Origin of the sequence: Mycobacterium saskatchewanense (genome assembly GCF_010729105.1) — a bacterium.
Classification (GTDB): Bacteria; Actinomycetota; Actinomycetes; order Mycobacteriales; family Mycobacteriaceae; genus Mycobacterium; species Mycobacterium saskatchewanense.
On record NZ_AP022573.1, the window covers coordinates 5,705,993 to 5,723,110 of the forward strand.

The window sequence follows — 17,118 nt, forward strand, 5'->3', positions numbered from 1 at the left end:
TCACGCCTGGCGGCCCCTAGAGAATCGGCCGGCCCCCGGTGACCGCCACCCGCGCCCCCGAGATGTAGCTCGCGTCGTCGGAGGCGAGCAACACGTAGATCGGCGCCAATTCGACCGGTTGACCCGCACGCCCCAGCGGCACGTTGTCCCCGAAGGATTCCACGCTGTACGCGCCGATGTTGAGCCGAAAGGTGTAATCCCATTCCTCGTCGCTGATCTCGTCCAGGCTTTTGCGAAGCATCTGGTACGCGGCGTTGTTGACGAGGATGTCGACGCCGCCGAGTTCCTGCACCGCGCGGTCGACGACCGCGCGGCAGTGCTCTGGATCGGACAGATCGCCCGGCACCAGCACGCACGTGCGGCCGGCGCCCTCGACGTGGCGCGCGACGTCGCGCGCGTCCTCGTCCTCGTTGAGGTAGGAGATCAGCACGTCGGCGCCCTCGCGGGCGAACGCGATCGCGACGGCGCGGCCGATGCCGCTGTCGCCACCGGTGATGATCGCCTTCTTGCCGGTGAGTCTGCCGGTTCCGCGGTAGCTGTTTTCACCGCAGTCGGGAACCGGGTTCATCTCGGACTGCACGCCGGGAACGGTTTGTTGTTGCGCCGCAAAGTTCATTGTCGAATGCCTCTTTCTGACGGGATAAGCGGGCGTGAACCGGCACCAAGTGGCACAAGGTTTCTCCGCGCTTCGTGGTCGACGTCGGCTACCCCGTCGGACACGAATTAATCGGTTCAGTGAGGAAATTGGGGCCGATGTGAAAACTGTGGCACCAATTGGGCTGCGGGACAAACTGTTATGCGCGTAGTGCGCAGAGCGACGCAGGCACACTTCGCAATTCGGGATTGGTCGCGTTTAACTTCACCGCCGAATGGATATGAGAGCGTCATATGTTTTTCGCCCTTCGGGGGGAGCCGATGTTCGACAGGAAAGGAATGAGCATGAAGTTCAATGCGACCACCGCAAAGACCGCCATCGCCGCAGGGGGAATCGCGGCGGCGAGCATCTTCGCCGCGGCGACCGCCTCGGCCGCGCCGCCCACCATCCAGGGATTCGGCAGCAGCGAGCAGCTCATCGACGGGCCCCTGGTCACCGATTACACCGTAAGCAACCTGCAGCCCAGCAACGCGACGATCCCCGGGTACACCCCGAAGGGCCATCTTTACCAGGCCGACATCACGGCCAGGTCGGACGGCGGGATCGTGACGCCAATGGTCTCTGACTTCAATGCCCGCACGCCCGACGGCCAGCAATACCGGGTGATCGACAAGCACCCGGCGCCCAACGGCCTGAGCCCGGCGCCGCTCAACCAGGGTCAGCAGGCCAGCGGCACCATCTACTTCGATGTGACCGGTCAGCCGCCGAATGGCGTCGTGTACAACGACGGTGTGCAAGACGTCCTGATCTGGACCAACAACACCTAAGCCGCCCGAGCGGCCCACCCGGACCTCCCCGCGTCAGTAGTGACGCGGGGAGGTTCGTTTGCGCCTGGGGTTGATCGGCGCGGCCCGCTGCATTTTCTCCGGCCGAACCGGGTACTCGGCGACCATGAGTTGCGAAGATCACAGGCCCGCGGAAGTACGCGCACAGTCACAGCAGCATGCCGAACGGGCGCGCGCCGCCATGGCGGAACGGCGTGACGGTCAGGACGGCGGGCTGAGCGGATGGGTGGCCGAGCGCGCCGGCAAGTGGGATCTGAGCGGCTTCGACGAGGCGACGCTGCAGCGGCAGAAATACCTGTGGAACCTGCTCGTCGACTATTGGTTCCGCATGGAGATCGACGGCTGGGAGAACATCCCCGGACCGCCGGTCCTGCTGGTGGGAATCCACTCCGGCGCCCCGTTCGTGTGGGATGCCTGGACGGTGGGCCTGCAGTGGTGGCGCCGCTTCGGCCAGGAACGCCAGCTGCACGGGACGGCCCACGACGCGTTGATGGCGATTCCGGTCTTCGGACGCTACTTCCGGTCGATGGGCGTCCTTCCGGCCGCGCCGGATGCGATCGCCACCGCCCTGGCCGAGGGCCGCGACGTCGCCTTGTGGCCGGGCGGAGAAGTCGATTCGCTGCGCCCATGGACCGAACGCGACCGCGCAAACCTGGCCGGGCGAACGGGTTTCGTCAAGATGGCGATCCGGGCCGGCGTGCCCATCGTCCCGATCGCGACCGTGGGCGGGGCGGACGCCATGCCCGTCCTCATCCGGGGTGACCGGCTGTCCAAAATCCTGCAGCTGGATCGCCTGTTGCGGCTCAAGGTTTTTCCGCTGGCCGTCTCGCTGCCGTGGGGGATCGCGCCGGCAGCGCTTCCCCAGCTGCCGCTGCCGGCCAAGATCAGGACCCGATTCATGCCCGCCGTCGAGCTTGACCACGATCCTGCCCGCGCGGACGACGGCGCCTACGTCGACGGCAAGTACCACGAGGTCCAGGACGCCATCCAGGACGGCATGGACGCGCTGGCGCGCAAGCGCGCCTTCCCGCTCTTCGGTTGAGACGGGTCGGAAGCGCCTTTAGTGCAACGGAATTAGGGCGAGACGGAATCGGTGGCCGGCGCCTGCGTCGATGTCCACACCGGTGTCACCGCCGACTCGCCGACGATCCACTCCGGGTGCGGGGGCGTCGGGGCCATGTAGCCCACACCGCGCACCGTGTCGATCATCGACTCGTGCGCGGCGCCGAGCTTGGCGCGCAGCCGCCGCACGTGCACGTCCACCGTGCGCACCCTGCCGTTGCAGTCGTAGCCCCACACCTCGTGCATCAGCCTGGTGCGAGTGAACGCCCGACCGGCATGCTGCACAAGGAAGTTCAACAACCTGAACTCGGTGAGCGTCAGGCCCAGGTCTCGGCCGCCGAGCGATCCGGAAAACCTGGCCGGGTGCATGATGAGCTCCCCGAACTTCAGGGCGCCGTCCAACGCGCTGCGCCGGCGCGTGACGGCCATCCGCAGCCGGGCCTGCAGCTCGTCTGCCCCGGCGGCCGGCAGCATCACGTCGTCGAAGTGCCAGTCGACGTCGACCGCCGTGAAGTCGGCGGGTGCGACCACGGCCACCACCGCGACGGCGGGGGAGCTGGCGGTCAGCCGGCGGCAGAGGCTGCGCGCCGCGATGAGGTCGGTGCGGGCGTCGATGATGGCGACATCAGCGGTGCCGTTATGCCCGTCGACGTCCCAGCTGAGGGGCGCGCGCCGCGTGGACTGCGCGAACGACGCCAAGTCGGGTAGAGCGGATACGAAGTCGTCCTGGTCGGTAAGCAGTAGAACGTCCAACGACAACTCCAAAAATCAGTTGGGGTCTCCTATGGCCCCCAACCCGTTGGGCGTCCCCCCGGGGAGACGCCTTCAGCGCAACGCTGAATACCCGTTTCAGAGTAAAGCTATGCAAACTCTCCCGTCTCGCGAATGGGTTGCACACCCGGGGAGGCGTTTGCCGGCGTCCCGAAAAAATCTCAGAAAAGCCGATGGGTCCGGACCGTTTCCACGGACCGGACCCATCGTCGTAACAAGCTACTGGTGAGACTTCTGGCGCTCTTCGGCCGCCTTGGCGCCGCCTCGGGCAGCTTCTGCCTCGGCTTCCTTCTTCGCCGCGTCGCGCTGTGCCTCCGCCTTGTCCTGCTGGGCCTGGCCTTCGCGGGTCAGGTCGTCGCGACCCGCCACCGCGCCAACTGCCTCTTTGGCCTTGCCCTTTGCATCCTCGACGATACCCTTGACGGCTTCAGCCGGACCCGAGTTGTTGTCGTCCGCCATCGATAATTCCCCCTCAGTGGACTACATGGTTGAGCAGTGCGCTCAACGCCGACCAGGTGGTCGGGTTCGAGAACGGCGAGCGTGGCCCTTTTTCTCAAGACCGTCGTCACCCACCGCGTTGGTCCTTATTCCCCACAGCACCGCCTGCTCAAACATCCACAAGGTGACGGGGCGGCTTTGCCGACGAAGTCTGGGCGAACCGCGCCGGCGACCGGGGATGGCCGAGGCGAGCGGACCGGCGCATAATGCACCCGCCGCCGCCGGATTGTGTTGCGATGGGGCAGGATGTGAAATGCCGTTCCGGATGGAGTCGTCCGGGATGGCACTCTCATGCGAGGAGTCTGATGACGGAGGAGCCGACCAACGGCCACGGCGTGCCGACACCTGCACCGCAGAACGGCGTCGGCGGCGGGCAGCCGGAGCGCCGGCCCAAGTATTCGAGGGTCTTGCTCAAGCTCGGGGGCGAGATGTTCGGCGGTGGCCAGGTGGGGCTGGACCCCGACGTCGTTTCCCGCGTGGCGCGGCAGATCGCCGAAGTGGTGCGCGACGGTGTCCAGGTTGCCGTCGTGATCGGCGGTGGCAACTTCTTCCGGGGTGCGCAGCTTCAGCAGCGGGGGATGGAGCGCACCCGCTCCGACTACATGGGCATGCTCGGCACCGTGATGAACAGCCTTGCGCTGCAAGACTTCCTGGAGAAGGAAGGCATCGTCACGCGCGTGCAGACCGCGATCACGATGGGCCAGGTGGCCGAGCCGTACCTGCCGTTGCGGGCCGTCCGCCACCTGGAGAAGGGCAGGGTGGTGATCTTCGGGGCCGGCATGGGACTGCCGTACTTCTCCACCGACACCACCGCCGCGCAGCGGGCTCTCGAGATCGGCGCCGAGGTGGTCCTGATGGCCAAGGCGGTCGACGGGGTGTTCACGGAGGACCCGCGTCTGAATCCGGAGGCGGAGCTGATCGCGGCGATCAGCCATCGCGAGGTCATCGACCGCGGGTTACGAGTGGCCGATGCGACCGCGTTCAGCCTCTGCATGGACAATGGCATGCCGATCCTGGTGTTCAACCTGCTGACCAATGGCAATATCGCCCGCGCGGTCGCCGGTGAGAAGATCGGGACGCTGGTCACCACCTGAGGGGAAGACGCGATGATCGCGCCGACGACGACGCAGAGCGCAGGGATGTGCAGGGATGTGGAGGAGAGGCGAAAATGATTGACGAGGCTCTCTTCGACGCCGAGGAAAAAATGGAGAAGGCCGTGGCCGTGGCCCGCGACGACCTGTCAACCATCCGGACCGGCCGCGCCAATCCGGGAATGTTCTCGCGGATCACCATCGACTATTACGGCACCAACACCCCCATCACGCAGTTGGCCAGCATCAACGTCCCCGAGGCGCGGCTCGTCGTCATCAAGCCGTACGAGGCCGGCCAGCTGGGCGCGATCGAGAACGCCATCCGCAACTCCGATCTGGGGCTCAACCCCAGCAACGACGGCACGCTGATCCGGGTGGCGGTGCCGCAGCTGACCGAGGAGCGTCGCCGGGAGCTGGTCAAGCAGGCCAAGGGCAAGGGGGAGGACGCCAAGGTCTCGGTGCGCAACATCCGCCGCAAGACGATGGAGGAGTTGCACCGGATCCGCAAGGACGGCGAGGCCGGCGAGGACGAGGTCGGCCGCGCGGAAAAAGATCTCGACAAGACCACCCATCAGTACGTCGCGCAGATCGATGAGTTGGTCAAGCACAAAGAAGGAGAGCTGCTGGAGGTCTAGCGACCTCAGCAGCTTCAGTCCAGTCGAGTCCGTGGCTACCACCGATCCCGGCGCAGGGAGCTTGCCCGACGAGCCGTCGCGAGCGGCCGAGTCGAAGGCGCGACAGCCGGCCAAGACGACCTCCCGCGCCGGGCGCGACCTGCCCGCCGCCATCGCCGTGGGCGTCAGCATCGGCGCCGTCCTCATCGTCACGCTGTTGTTCGCGCCCCGCTATTGGGTGGCGATCGTCGCGGTGGCCATCGTGGTGGCCACCCACGAGGTGGTGCGGCGGCTGCGCGAGGCGGGGTACCTCATCCCGATCATTCCCCTGCTGATCGGAGGTCAGGTCACCATCTGGCTGACCTGGCCGTTCCACGCCGCGGGCGCGCTGGCCGGGTTCGGCGCCACCGTGGTGGTGTGCAATTTCTGGCGCCTGTTCATGCAGGACAACAGCAAACGGCCCGAGCCGTTCGACGGCTCCCCGTCCGCCAATTACCTGCGCGACGCGTCGGCCACCATCTTCCTGGCCGCCTGGGTGCCCCTGTTCGCGTCCTTCGGCGCGTTGCTGGTGTATCCCAAGGACGGCGCCGGGCGGGTGTTCTGCCTGATGATCACCGTCGTCGCCTCCGATGTCGGCGGGTACGCCGTCGGTGTGCTGTTCGGCAAGCATCCGATGGTCCCGGCGATCAGCCCCAAGAAGTCGTGGGAGGGGTTTGCCGGTTCGATGGTCTTCGGGACCACCGCGGCGATCCTGACCGCCACCTTCCTGGCCCACAAGTCGCCGTGGGTGGGCGCGCTGCTGGGCGTGGTGCTGGTGCTGACCTGCATCTTGGGTGATCTGGTGGAGTCTCAGGTCAAGCGCGACCTCGGCATCAAGGACATGGGACGGCTGCTGCCGGGCCACGGCGGCCTGATGGACCGGCTCGACGGCGTGCTCCCGTCGGCCGTCGCCGCCTGGACGGTGCTCACGCTGGTGCCCTGAAGCACCGATACTGGACGTGTCATGGTCCAACAACTCGTCTTCGCCGAACCCCGCCCGAGCCGCCCCCCGCGGCACCTGGCCGACCTCGACGCGGCCGGCCGCGCCTCGGCGGTCGCGGAGCTGGGGCTCCCCGCCTTTCGCGCCAAGCAGCTCGCCCACCAGTACTTCGGTCGCCTGATCGCCGATCCGCGCCAGATGACCGACCTTCCGGCGGCGATCCGCGAGCGCGTCGCCGAGGCGATGTTTCCGACCCTGCTGACGGCGGCGACCGAGGTCACCTGCGACGCGGGCCAGACCCGCAAAACGCTGTGGCGGGCCGGCGATGGCGCCACCGTCGAGTCGGTCTTGATGCGCTACCCGGACCGCAACACACTGTGCATCTCGTCACAGGCCGGCTGCGGCATGGCCTGCCCGTTCTGCGCGACCGGTCAGGGCGGGCTGACCCGCAACCTGTCCACCGCCGAGATCCTGGAGCAGGTGCGGGCCGGCGCGGCGGCCCTGCGTGACGAGTTCGGTGACCGGCTGTCGAACGTCGTCTTCATGGGCATGGGGGAGCCGCTGGCCAACTATGCCCGGGTGCTGGCGGCGGTGCGGCGCATCACCGAACCGCCGCCCGACGGTTTCGGCATTTCGGCCCGCTCGGTGACGGTGTCGACGGTGGGGCTGGTGCCGGCGATCCGCAAACTGGCCGACGAGCGGCTCGCGGTGACGCTGGCCTTGTCGCTGCACGCGCCCGACGACGAACTGCGCGACACGCTCGTCCCGGTCAACAGCCGGTGGAAGGTCGCCGAGGCGCTCGACGCCGCCCGCTACTACGCCGAGGTCACCGGCCGGCGGGTCTCGGTCGAGTACGCGCTGATCCGCGCCGTCAACGACCAGTCCTGGCGGGCCGACTTGCTGGGTGAGCGGCTGCATCGTGCGCTCGGTCCGCTCGTGCATGTGAACCTCATCCCGCTGAACCCGACGCCGGGCAGCGAATGGGACGCCAGCCCGAAGCCGGTGGAGCGGGAGTTCGTCCGGCGGGTTCGGGCGCATGGGGTGTCGTGCACGGTGCGCGACACCCGCGGCCGCGAGATCAGTGCCGCCTGCGGACAGCTGGCCGCCGAGGGCGGGCGGCGGTAGCGCAGGCGAATTGGGCGGGCCTGCGGACAGCTGGCCGCCGAGGGCGGGCGGCGGTAGCGCAGGCGAATTGGGCGGGCCTGCGGACAGCTGGCCGCCGAGGGCGGGCGGCGGTAGCGCAGGCGAATTGGGCGGGCCTGCGGACAGCTGGCCGCCGAGGGCGGGCGGCGGTAGCCGAAAAGGTGTGAACCGCCCGGGCCGCAACCACGTCCTAGAAGGCATACCGCCAGCAAACGAGGTGCGCCATGATCTTCCGACCGTTGTCTTCGTTCAAGTTCTTTGCACTGGCCGCGCTCGCGGCCGTGCTGATCGTCGGGGTGGCCAACGCGCCCGGTGCCAAAGCCTCGGATGACCGCCTGCAGTTCGGGGGCACCACGGTCGGCGGTGCGCCGTTCAACGGCGCCAGCCTGCAAGGCAAGCCGGCGGTGTTGTGGTTCTGGACGCCGTGGTGCCCATTCTGCAACGCCGAAGCCCCCGGCGTGGGCCGGGTGGCAGCCGCCAACCCGCGTGTCACGTTCGTGGGCGTGGCGGCGCACTCGGACGTCGGGGCCATGCAGGGCTTCGTCACCAAGTACAACCTGAACTTCACCAACCTCAACGACGCCGATGGCTCCATCTGGGCCCGGTACAACGTGCCCTGGCAGCCGGCCTATGTGTTCTACCGGCCGGACGGCAGCTCGACGTTCGTCAACAACCCGACGTCCGCGATGTCCGAGCAGGAGCTGGCCGGCCGGGTCGCGGCGCTCACGTCCTGACGACGTGGACCCAGGACTGATCGGACTGGCCTTCGCCGCCGGGTCGGTGGCCGCTCTGAACCCCTGCGGGTTTGCCATGCTGCCCGCCTACCTGCTCCTGGTGGTCCGTGGGCAGCAATCGGGCCCGCGGCGGGAATTCGCTCCCCTCGGGCGGGCCCTGGCGGCGACCGGCGGGATGGCGCTCGGCTTCGTGACGGTCTTCGGGTTGTTCGGCGCGCTGACGATCTCGGCGGCCTCGACGGTGCAGCGGTATCTGCCGTACGCGACGGTCGGGATCGGCGTGGTCCTGGTGGCGCTCGGGTCCTGGCTCCTGTCGGGTCGGGAGTTGAGGGCCCTGACGCCCCGTCCGGTCGGCCCGAAATGGGCGCCGACGGCGCGGCTCGGCTCCATGTACGGGTACGGGGTCAGCTATGCGATCGCGTCGCTCTCGTGCACCATCGGGCCGTTCCTGGCGGTGACTGCGGCCGGTTTCCGGGCCGGGTCGCTCGTCACGGGCGCGTCCATCTACCTCGCCTACGTCGCCGGCCTCACCGTGGTGGTGGGCGTGCTCGCCGTCGCCGCCGCGACGGCGAGCACGGCGTTGGCCGGCCGCTTGCGGCGGGCGCTCCCATATGTCAGCCGAGTCGGCGGCGCGCTGATGGTGCTGGTGGGCGCGTATGTCGCGTACTACGGCGTCTACGAGTTGCGTCTGTTCGGCGGCTCGGCGAACCCCGACGATCGGGTGATCGAGGCAGCCGGCCGCGTGCAGGGTGAGCTGGCGGGCTGGGTGCACCAGCACGGCGTCGCGCCGTGGTTCGTGGCGCTGTCGCTGCTGGTGGCCGGCGCGAGCGTCGGTGTCTGGCGGCGGCGCGCCGCGCGCCGGCGCCAAAGCGCGGGCGGGTGACTACCTGATCCAGCCGCGGCGGCGGCCCCACAGGTCGCGGACCAGCGCGAACAGAGCCAGGGCGGCGAAGGCGATCAGGTACCAGTCCTCGATGTGGCCGACGTGGTTGCCGCGCAGCATCGCCAGCAGGAAGACGATGATTACGATGCCGGTGATGTGCCAGGTGCGGACGTTGATCTTGCTCCAACCCCAGGCCGCAGACGGCACCTCGGCGACGTCGACGCCGTCGACGCCGGTGTAGCGCTCCACCTCGGTACTTGCCACGGCGAAATCCCTTTCCCGTCGGATCGGCTTCTCAGAGGAGATTCTGGCATATCCGGCTACAGCAGGTCATGGCCCGCTCCGTAGCTTGCGTCGGCGCCGCGCGGCACAATGAGCGGGTGACCAACGCAGCGGCTGAACCGGATGCCGGCGGCCGGCTGCGTGTGCTGGTGCTGGGCAGCACGGGCTCGATCGGCACCCAGGCGCTGGAGGTCATCGCGGCCAACCCCGACCGGTTCGAGGTGGTCGGCCTGGCCGCCGGCGGCGCGAACGTCGACACACTGCTGCGGCAGCGCGCCGAAACCGGTGTCGGCAACATCGCCATCGCCGACGAGGGTGCCGCCGAACGGTTCGGGGACGTGCCCTTCAGCGGGCCCGAAGCAGTTACCCGGTTGGTCGAGGAGACCGACGCCGACGTCGTCCTGAACGCCCTGGTGGGAGCGCGGGGCCTGCGGCCAACCCTCGCGGCGCTGCACTCCGGCGCGCGGCTGGCCCTCGCCAACAAGGAATCGCTGGTCGCCGGGGGTCCGCTGGTGTTGCGCGCCGCGCGGCCGGGCCAGATCGTCCCGGTCGACTCCGAACATTCCGCGCTGGCCCAGTGCCTGCGCGCCGGCGCTGCCGACGAGGTCGCCAAGCTGGTGCTGACCGCTTCCGGCGGCCCGTTTCGCGGCTGGACCGCGGCTCAGCTGGAAAGCGTCACGCCCGAGCAGGCCGGCGCCCACCCGACCTGGTCAATGGGCCCGATGAACACCCTGAACTCGGCGTCACTGGTCAACAAGGGGCTCGAGCTCATCGAGACGCACCTGCTGTTCGGCATTCCGTACGACCGGATCGACGTCGTCGTGCACCCCCAGTCGATAGTTCATTCCATGGTCACCTTCACCGACGGCTCGACCATCGCGCAGGCCAGCCCGCCGGATATGAAGCTGCCCATCTCGCTGGCGCTGGGCTGGCCGCGCCGAGTGCCCGGCGCGGCCGCCTCCTGCGACTTCAGCACCGCGACCAGCTGGGAGTTCGAGCCGCTGGACGCCGAGGTTTTCCCCGCCGTCGAGCTGGCCCGGCACGCCGGCGAGACCGGCGGTTGCCTGACCGCCGTCTACAACGCGGCCAACGAGGAAGCTGCCGACGCGTTCCTCCGGGGCCGGATCGGCTTCCCCGCGATCGTCAAAACCATCGCCGACGTGCTGCACGCCGCCGACCAATGGGCCGCAACACCCGCTAACGTGGAAGAGGTATTGAACGCGCAACGCTGGGCACGGGAGCGGGCGCAGCGCGCTATTGCAGCAGCGAGCCCACCGGAAGCCTCCGAAAAGGTTGCCGGAATGGTTCTAGAAAGGTCGTAACAGCCCCATGATGTTCGCCATCGGCATTGTGCTGTTCGCGCTCGCCATCCTGATCTCGGTGGCGCTGCACGAGTGCGGCCACATGTGGGTCGCGCGGGCCACCGGCATGAAGGTGCGTCGCTATTTCGTCGGCTTCGGGCCCACCCTGTGGTCGACCCGGCGCGGCGAGACGGAGTACGGCCTCAAGGCCGTGCCCTTGGGCGGGTTCTGTGACATCGCCGGGATGACGTCGGTGGAGGAGCTGGCGCCCGACGAGACCGACCGCGCGATGTACAAGCAGGCGGCCTGGAAGCGGGTCGCGGTGCTGTTCGCCGGCCCGGGCATGAACTTCGTGATCTGCCTGGTCCTGATTTACGCCATCGCCCTCATCTGGGGGTTGCCGAACCTGCACCCCGACACTCGAGCCGTTGTCGGCGAAACCGCGTGTGTCGCACCGGAAGTCGCTCCGGGCAAGGTCGGCAGCTGCACGGGGCCCGGTCCGGCGGCGCTGGCCGGGATCCGCACCGGCGACGTCGTCGTCAAGGTGGGCGACACGCCGGTGTCCTCCTTCGAGGACATGGCCGCCGCGGTCCGTAAGTTGCGCGGCACAGTCCCGGTTGTCGTCGAGCGCAACGGCGCGCCGGTCACCACTTACGTCGACGTCACGCCCACCCAGCGCTACGTCTCGAAGGGCCAGGGCGGCAAGCCCGAGGTGGCCACCGTCGGAGCCATCGGCGTCGGCGCGGAACGGGTCGCGCCCGCGCACTACAACGTGCTCACCGCGGTGCCGGCCACCTTCGGGTTCGCCGGGCAACTCACCGTCGAGGTGGGCAAGGCGCTCGTGACGATCCCGACGAAGGTCGGCGCCCTGGTGCACGCCATCGGCGGCGGCCAGCGCGACCCGCAGACCCCGATGAGCGTGGTCGGGGCCAGCATCATCGGCGGTGACACCGTCGACCACGGGCTATGGGTGGCGTTCTGGTTCTTCCTGGCCCAGCTGAACCTCATCCTGGGGGCGATCAACCTGGTGCCGTTGTTGCCCTTCGACGGGGGCCACATCGCCATCGCGGTGTTCGAGAAGATTCGCAACATGATCCGGTCGGCCCGCGGCATGGTCGCGGCTGCGCCGGTGAACTACCTCAAGCTCATGCCCGCGACCTATGTGGTGCTGGTGTTTGTGGTCGGGTACATGCTGCTGACGGTGACCGCGGACCTGGTCAACCCCATCAGGCTCTTCCAGTAATCGACCGAAGGAAACCACGACAGTGACTGTTGGCCTGGGCATGCCGGACGCCCCGGCGCCCACGCTCGCCCCCCGCCGCCGGACCCGCCAGCTGATGGTCCGCGACGTCGGGGTCGGCAGCGACTATCCGATTTCGGTGCAGTCGATGTGCACCACCAAGACGCACGACGTGAACGCGACGCTGCAGCAGATCGCGGAGTTGACCGCCGCGGGGTGTGACATCGTCCGGGTGGCCTGCCCGCGCCAGGAGGACGCCGATGCGCTGGCCGCGATTGCCAAGAAGAGCCAGATCCCGGTGATCGCCGACATCCACTTCCAGCCGAAGTACATCTTCGCGGCCATCGACGCCGGGTGTGCCGCGGTGCGGGTGAACCCGGGCAATATCAAGGAGTTCGACGGCCGTGTCGGCGAGGTGGCCAAGGCCGCCGCGGCGGCCGGGATCCCGATCCGCATCGGGGTCAACGCCGGCTCGCTGGACAAGCGGTTCATGGCGAAGTACGGCAAGGCCACGCCCGAGGCGCTGGTCGAATCCGCGCTGTGGGAGGCCTCGCTCTTCGAGGAGCACGGGTTCGGCAACATCAAGATCAGCGTCAAGCACAACGACCCCGTCGTCATGGTCGCCGCCTACGAGCAGCTGGCCGCCCAGTGCGACTACCCGCTGCACCTGGGCGTCACCGAGGCGGGTCCGGCCTTCCAGGGCACCATCAAGTCCGCGGTGGCGTTCGGCGCGCTGCTGTCCCGCGGCGTCGGCGACACCATCCGGGTGTCGCTGTCCGCGCCACCGGTCGAAGAGGTCAAGGTTGGCATCCAGATCCTCGAGTCGCTGAACCTGCGGCCGCGCGGCCTGGAGATCGTGTCCTGCCCGTCGTGCGGGCGCGCGCAGGTCGATGTCTACACGCTGGCCAACGAGGTCACCGCCGGGCTGGACGGCCTGGACGTGCCGCTGCGGGTGGCCGTCATGGGCTGCGTCGTCAACGGTCCGGGCGAGGCTCGCGAGGCCGACCTCGGCGTCGCGTCCGGAAATGGCAAGGGCCAGATCTTCGTTCGCGGCGAGGTCATCAAGACGGTGCCCGAATCGCAGATCGTCGAGACCCTGATCGAGGAGGCCATGCGGCTCGCGTCGGAAATGGGCACCGATCGCGGAACAGAAACGAGCGGTTCGCCGATTGTGACCGTAAGCTGATAGGGGCCAGTGCTTCTGCGCTGGTTCTCTGTTCGCCACCACAAAGGGTTCGCTAGATGTCGGCTCCGCCTATCTTTCGCCTTGTCGGCGACCGGCGGGTGTCCGTGGTACGCGACGCTGCCGCGGTGTGGCGCGTCTTCGACGAGGATCCGGTCGGCTCCTGCATGGTCGCGGCCCGTGTCGCCGACCACGGCATCGACCCCAATTCCATCGGCGGAGAACTGTGGACGCGCCGCGGCGCGGACGAGTCGCTGTGCTTTGCCGGCGCCAACCTGATTCCGCTGCGCGGCGCGCCGGCCGATCTGCACGCGTTCGCCGACGAGGCGATGAGCGGGACGCGCCGCTGTTCGTCGCTGGTCGGGCGCGCCGACCTGGTGATGCCGATGTGGGAGCGGCTCGAGGCCGCCTGGGGCCCGGCGCGGGACGTGCGCGACGACCAGCCCCTGATGGCGTTGACGCGCCACCCGAACTGCGACATCGATCCCGAGGTGCGGCAGGTGAGGCCGGACGAGTTGGACGCCTACCTGGTCGCCGCCGTCGACATGTTCATCGGTGAGGTGGGCGTCGACCCACGCCTGGGCGACGGCGGTCGCGGCTACCGACGGCGGGTGGCCAGCCTCATCGCCGCCGGCCGGGCCTGGGCCCGCTTCGAGAACGGTGAGGTGATCTTCAAGGCCGAGGTCGGGTCGCAGTCCCCGGGCGTCGGTCAGATCCAGGGGGTGTGGGTGCATCCCGAGCGGCGTGGCCTGGGGCTCGGCACCGCCGGCACCGCGACCGTGGCCGCGGTGACCGTCGGTAGCGGCCGGATCGCCAGCCTGTACGTGAACAGCTTCAACACGGTCGCCCGCGCGGCGTACGCGCGGGTGGGCTTCACCGAGGTCGGCACGTTCGCCACGGTGCTGCTGGACTAGCACCAGGGCGGAGGGGATATCCGCCTGGGCGGGCTCACACGAAATTCATGTGGCGCAGTTGTCGGCGAGACGTGACGTCCAGCTTGGCGAAGATCCTGTTGAGGTGCCATTCGACGGTTCTGGTGCTGATGAAGAGCTGGGCCGCGATCTCGGCGTTGGTGTAGCCGTCGCGGGCCAACGTGGCGATCTGCGCCTCCTGCGTCGTTAGGCCCGTCACCACCTCGTGTCCGCGATTGAGGACGGGTTCGCCGGTCGCCCTCAGCTCACGCAGGGCTCGGTGCGCGAAGCCATCGGCCCGCATCTGCACAAACATGTCATGGGCGATGCGCAGCTGGGCGCGCGCCTCGGCGCGTCGTTTCATTCGGCGCAGCCATTCGCCGTAGACGAGGTGGGCCCGCGGTAGGTATACGACGAAGGGACTGCGCTTCAGGCGGGCGATAGCCTCCTGATAGGCCGCCTCGGCGGCGGGGCCGTCGTTGACGAGGGCCGTCGCCCGCGCGGCCATGCCGAGTCCGGTGTCGGTGCCGCACACCGAGGCTTGTTCACGCAATTCACTGGCAGCATCGTTGGCGATGGACACTTCCCCGCACCGGGCGGCGGCTTCGACGAATTCGTTCAAGACGTGGGTTTGGACGCCCAAGTCGTCGTGTTGCCGGGCCGAGGATGCCGCGGCGAGCGCCTCCGGGTATTGGCTCAGCCCCAGGTGCAGGATCGCCGCCGAATAGAGGGCTCCGTCGATGTCGAACCCCTCCCCGCGCTCCTGGGCGCGGGTGATGGTGGTCGCGACGATTTCGCGGCATCGTTGTTCCTGGCCCCGATATGCGGCGAGATAGGCCCAGAGGCAACCGGGAAGTGGCGCACCCGTGGCGGCGGTGATCACCCGTGATTCGTCGAGCAACATTGCCGCCTTGGTGAAATTGCCCGTACTGACCTCTATTCCGGCAGAGGTCTGAAGTGCCAGCGGCAGCACCGTCAAGGCTCCTTCGCTACGCAGCTGCGCCAGCTGATGCTGCGCGAGGAAGTTATAGGCGTCGATGTCGAAGACGTCGAGGCAGACCCGGTGCGTGATGTCGTGCCACCGCGGGTCCGCCGTCCCGTTGTTGACTTCGTCGATGTAAGCGTCGATGGCCTCCCCCAATTTCGGCGCGGCCAGGCGATGTCCCTCGGTCAGCCTGACGATCAGACCGTCGAGCAGTAGGTCGACCGCGCGCGCAGGACTGAGCGCGGCCGGCGCCTTCGTCGCTGTCTTGGCCACCGTTGCCGCGGAATTGGACGGGCCGGTCGCGCAGCGGCCAACCAGGATCGCCGCCGTGATCGCCTGCAGATAGGTCTCTCGCGACAGCGCCGTGTCCAACCGCGAGAGTCGCGCGGCCGCCGACAGCAGCAAGGCCGGTGCGTCGGCGCCACGGCTGGCGGCGAATGCGACTTTTGCGCGAACCAGCTCGGCTCGGGCCACGAGCATTTCATCGTCGGTGGAAGCCTCGACGGTCGCGAGCAGCGGTAGGGCGGAATGCGGCAGGCCCGCGTCGAGCTTCGCGTCCGCGGCATCGAGGGCACGGCGGGCTCGTGTGGTCGGCTCCGTGGTCAGCGCGGCGGCCCGGGACAGGAAGGCTGCCGCGGCGGCCGCGCCGCCTCTGGCGCCGGCTCGTCGAGCCGAGCGCTCGAGATCGTCCGCGACCTCGTCGTCTTCCGGCCCGACGGCGTGCGCGCGGTGCCACGCACGATAGTCCTCGGCCGACGGGCCGGTGATCACGGCGGCCAGGGCGCAATGGGCCGCCTTTCTTTCCGTGAGCGAGCTCGTCCGATAGACGACCGAGCGGATCAGCGGGTGGCGAAATCGGATTCCGCCTTCGACGGTGATCAAGCCCTCGGCTTCGGCCGGGAGCGCCGCGTCGAGGCTGATACCGAGCCGATCGGCCGACGCCCAGAGCCACTCGGGCCGCCCCGCGGGTTCGGCTGCCGCGAGGAGCAACAACATCTGTGTCTCCCGTGGCAATTCGCCGAGCCGTCTGCTGAAGCCGTGTTCCAGGCCGCGAGCGTCGGCCGCGCTTGCCAGTCCGAATCCGCCGGCGAGCTCCGCCGGGGTCAGGGCGCGGTGCAGTTCGAGTAATGCGAGCGGATTCCCTTTTGCTTCGGTCAGGAGGTTGTCCCGGACGTGCTCGTCGAGTGGCCCGGGCAGCACCGACGCGAGCAGGGCGCGGGAGTCCTGGGCGTCGAGGCCGGTCAACACGAGCTCGGGATGGCCTCGAAGCTCCTGCGCGCCGGCGAAATTGCGTGTCGCGAAGACCATGGCCAGCGACTCCGCGACGAGCCGCCGGGCCACGAAGGCCAGCGTCTGCAGTGAAAGCGTATCGATCCACTGGGCATCGTCGATCACGCAGAGCGTCGCCCCGGCACTGCCGGCCGCCCCGAGAAGACTCAGTGTCGCCAGGCGCACCAGCAGCGGGTCAGGTGAGTCGCCATCGTTCTGCCCGAGGGCGACCTCCAGTGCGTTGCGCTGTGGCCGGGGGAGCTGGTCGGCGAAGGTCAGCAGCGGACCACACAGTTGCTGCACCCCGGCGTAGGGGATCTCCATCTCCATTTCGGAGCCGCAGACATGGAGGACTTGAAATGTGTCGGCGCTTGCAGCCATCTGCGTCAACAGCGCCGTCTTGCCGATGCCCGCCTCACCACGAACGACGAGCACGCGGCTGCGGCCCGACCGCGCGTCGGCGAGCAGGGCGGCCAACTCCTCTTGCTCGGCTCGGCGGCCGATCAACGTGGGGTGGAGCGCGGCACTCCCCATGCGGGCCATACTCGCATTTCCCAGCGGCTTTTGCCGGATTCGCGACTCAGCGCCGCTTCGACACGGAGCTCCCCGGTGAGCCGGGCAGGACGAAAGCCGGTGGTTTGTACGGGTCCGCGCAGACCACGGCGCTGATTGGCTCTGGTTGCGGCCGTCGCGCCGGCGGGCCGCTGATGCCGGGTTTGTCGAACGAAAGGT

General features: G+C 68.6%; 17 protein-coding genes. 12 read left to right on the forward strand and 5 right to left on the reverse strand.

Annotation, left to right across the window (positions count from 1 at the left end; all coding sequences use genetic code 11):
* Nucleotides 1-16 precede the first annotated feature (16 nt).
* Nucleotides 17-616: an SDR family oxidoreductase gene (locus G6N56_RS26820; protein ID WP_085256257.1), complete on the reverse strand. Its 600-nt coding sequence runs from the start codon at nt 614-616 to the stop codon at nt 17-19.
* A gap of 323 nt (nt 617-939) precedes the next feature.
* Here G6N56_RS26820 and G6N56_RS26825 point away from each other — a divergent pair, with 323 nt between their 5' ends.
* Together G6N56_RS26825 and G6N56_RS26830 are read left to right on the forward strand one after the other, a co-directional pair.
* Nucleotides 940-1,422 carry an MPT63 family protein gene (locus G6N56_RS26825; protein ID WP_085256315.1) on the forward strand — a complete coding sequence of 161 codons (483 nt, stop codon included), beginning with the start codon at nt 940-942 and terminating at the stop codon, nt 1,420-1,422.
* A gap of 124 nt (nt 1,423-1,546) precedes the next feature.
* Nucleotides 1,547-2,482 (forward strand): lysophospholipid acyltransferase family protein, encoded by a 936-nt coding sequence (locus tag G6N56_RS26830; protein ID WP_085256316.1) that lies wholly within the window; start codon nt 1,547-1,549, stop codon nt 2,480-2,482.
* A 32-nt stretch (nt 2,483-2,514) separates the two neighbouring features.
* Here G6N56_RS26830 and G6N56_RS26835 read toward each other — a convergent pair whose 3' ends face one another.
* Together G6N56_RS26835 and mbp1 are read right to left on the reverse strand one after the other, a co-directional pair.
* Nucleotides 2,515-3,261, reverse strand: a complete 747-nt coding sequence (locus G6N56_RS26835) for a winged helix-turn-helix domain-containing protein (RefSeq protein WP_085256317.1) — start codon at nt 3,259-3,261, stop codon at nt 2,515-2,517.
* A gap of 231 nt (nt 3,262-3,492) precedes the next feature.
* Nucleotides 3,493-3,732 (reverse strand): microaggregate-binding protein 1, encoded by a 240-nt coding sequence (gene mbp1, locus G6N56_RS26840; RefSeq protein ID WP_085256258.1) that lies wholly within the window; start codon nt 3,730-3,732, stop codon nt 3,493-3,495.
* A gap of 344 nt (nt 3,733-4,076) precedes the next feature.
* Here mbp1 and pyrH point away from each other — a divergent pair, with 344 nt between their 5' ends.
* From pyrH to G6N56_RS26870, 6 genes are all read left to right on the forward strand, one after another.
* Nucleotides 4,077-4,865: a UMP kinase gene (pyrH, locus tag G6N56_RS26845; protein WP_163645176.1), complete on the forward strand. Its 789-nt coding sequence runs from the start codon at nt 4,077-4,079 to the stop codon at nt 4,863-4,865.
* Between the two features lie 74 nt (nt 4,866-4,939).
* Nucleotides 4,940-5,497: a ribosome recycling factor gene (frr, locus tag G6N56_RS26850; protein ID WP_085256259.1), complete on the forward strand. Its 558-nt coding sequence runs from the start codon at nt 4,940-4,942 to the stop codon at nt 5,495-5,497.
* Between the two features lie 31 nt (nt 5,498-5,528).
* A complete protein-coding gene (locus tag G6N56_RS26855) occupies nt 5,529-6,458 on the forward strand; it encodes a phosphatidate cytidylyltransferase (RefSeq protein ID WP_085256260.1) in 930 nt (309 codons plus the stop codon).
* A 21-nt stretch (nt 6,459-6,479) separates the two neighbouring features.
* Nucleotides 6,480-7,580 (forward strand): dual-specificity RNA methyltransferase RlmN, encoded by a 1,101-nt coding sequence (rlmN, locus tag G6N56_RS26860; protein WP_085256261.1) that lies wholly within the window; start codon nt 6,480-6,482, stop codon nt 7,578-7,580.
* 242 nt (nt 7,581-7,822) lie between these two features.
* Nucleotides 7,823-8,332 carry a disulfide bond-forming protein DsbE gene (locus tag G6N56_RS26865; RefSeq protein WP_085256262.1) on the forward strand — a complete coding sequence of 170 codons (510 nt, stop codon included), beginning with the start codon at nt 7,823-7,825 and terminating at the stop codon, nt 8,330-8,332.
* Nucleotides 8,333-8,336: 4 nt separating this feature from the next.
* Nucleotides 8,337-9,215, forward strand: a complete 879-nt coding sequence (locus G6N56_RS26870) for a cytochrome c biogenesis CcdA family protein (RefSeq protein WP_085256263.1) — start codon at nt 8,337-8,339, stop codon at nt 9,213-9,215.
* Here G6N56_RS26870 and G6N56_RS26875 read toward each other — a convergent pair whose 3' ends face one another.
* Nucleotides 9,216-9,479, reverse strand: coding sequence for a DUF2631 domain-containing protein (locus G6N56_RS26875; RefSeq protein WP_085256264.1), 264 nt, complete (start codon nt 9,477-9,479; stop codon nt 9,216-9,218).
* Between the two features lie 116 nt (nt 9,480-9,595).
* On the opposite strand from G6N56_RS26875, the gene dxr reads away from it, so the two are divergent.
* From dxr to G6N56_RS26895, 4 genes are read left to right on the forward strand one after another with little or no spacing between them, the layout of a single operon-like run.
* Nucleotides 9,596-10,819: a 1-deoxy-D-xylulose-5-phosphate reductoisomerase gene (dxr, locus tag G6N56_RS26880; RefSeq protein ID WP_163645177.1), complete on the forward strand. Its 1,224-nt coding sequence runs from the start codon at nt 9,596-9,598 to the stop codon at nt 10,817-10,819.
* Between the two features lie 7 nt (nt 10,820-10,826).
* Nucleotides 10,827-12,041, forward strand: a complete 1,215-nt coding sequence (locus G6N56_RS26885; protein WP_085256266.1) for a M50 family metallopeptidase — start codon at nt 10,827-10,829, stop codon at nt 12,039-12,041.
* A gap of 22 nt (nt 12,042-12,063) precedes the next feature.
* Nucleotides 12,064-13,224 (forward strand): flavodoxin-dependent (E)-4-hydroxy-3-methylbut-2-enyl-diphosphate synthase, encoded by a 1,161-nt coding sequence (ispG, locus tag G6N56_RS26890; protein WP_085256267.1) that lies wholly within the window; start codon nt 12,064-12,066, stop codon nt 13,222-13,224.
* 56 nt (nt 13,225-13,280) lie between these two features.
* Nucleotides 13,281-14,135 (forward strand): GNAT family N-acetyltransferase, encoded by an 855-nt coding sequence (locus tag G6N56_RS26895; protein WP_085256268.1) that lies wholly within the window; start codon nt 13,281-13,283, stop codon nt 14,133-14,135.
* A gap of 34 nt (nt 14,136-14,169) precedes the next feature.
* Here G6N56_RS26895 and G6N56_RS26900 read toward each other — a convergent pair whose 3' ends face one another.
* A complete protein-coding gene (locus G6N56_RS26900; RefSeq protein WP_085256319.1) occupies nt 14,170-16,920 on the reverse strand; it encodes an AAA family ATPase in 2,751 nt (916 codons plus the stop codon).
* Nucleotides 16,921-17,118 lie beyond the last annotated feature (198 nt).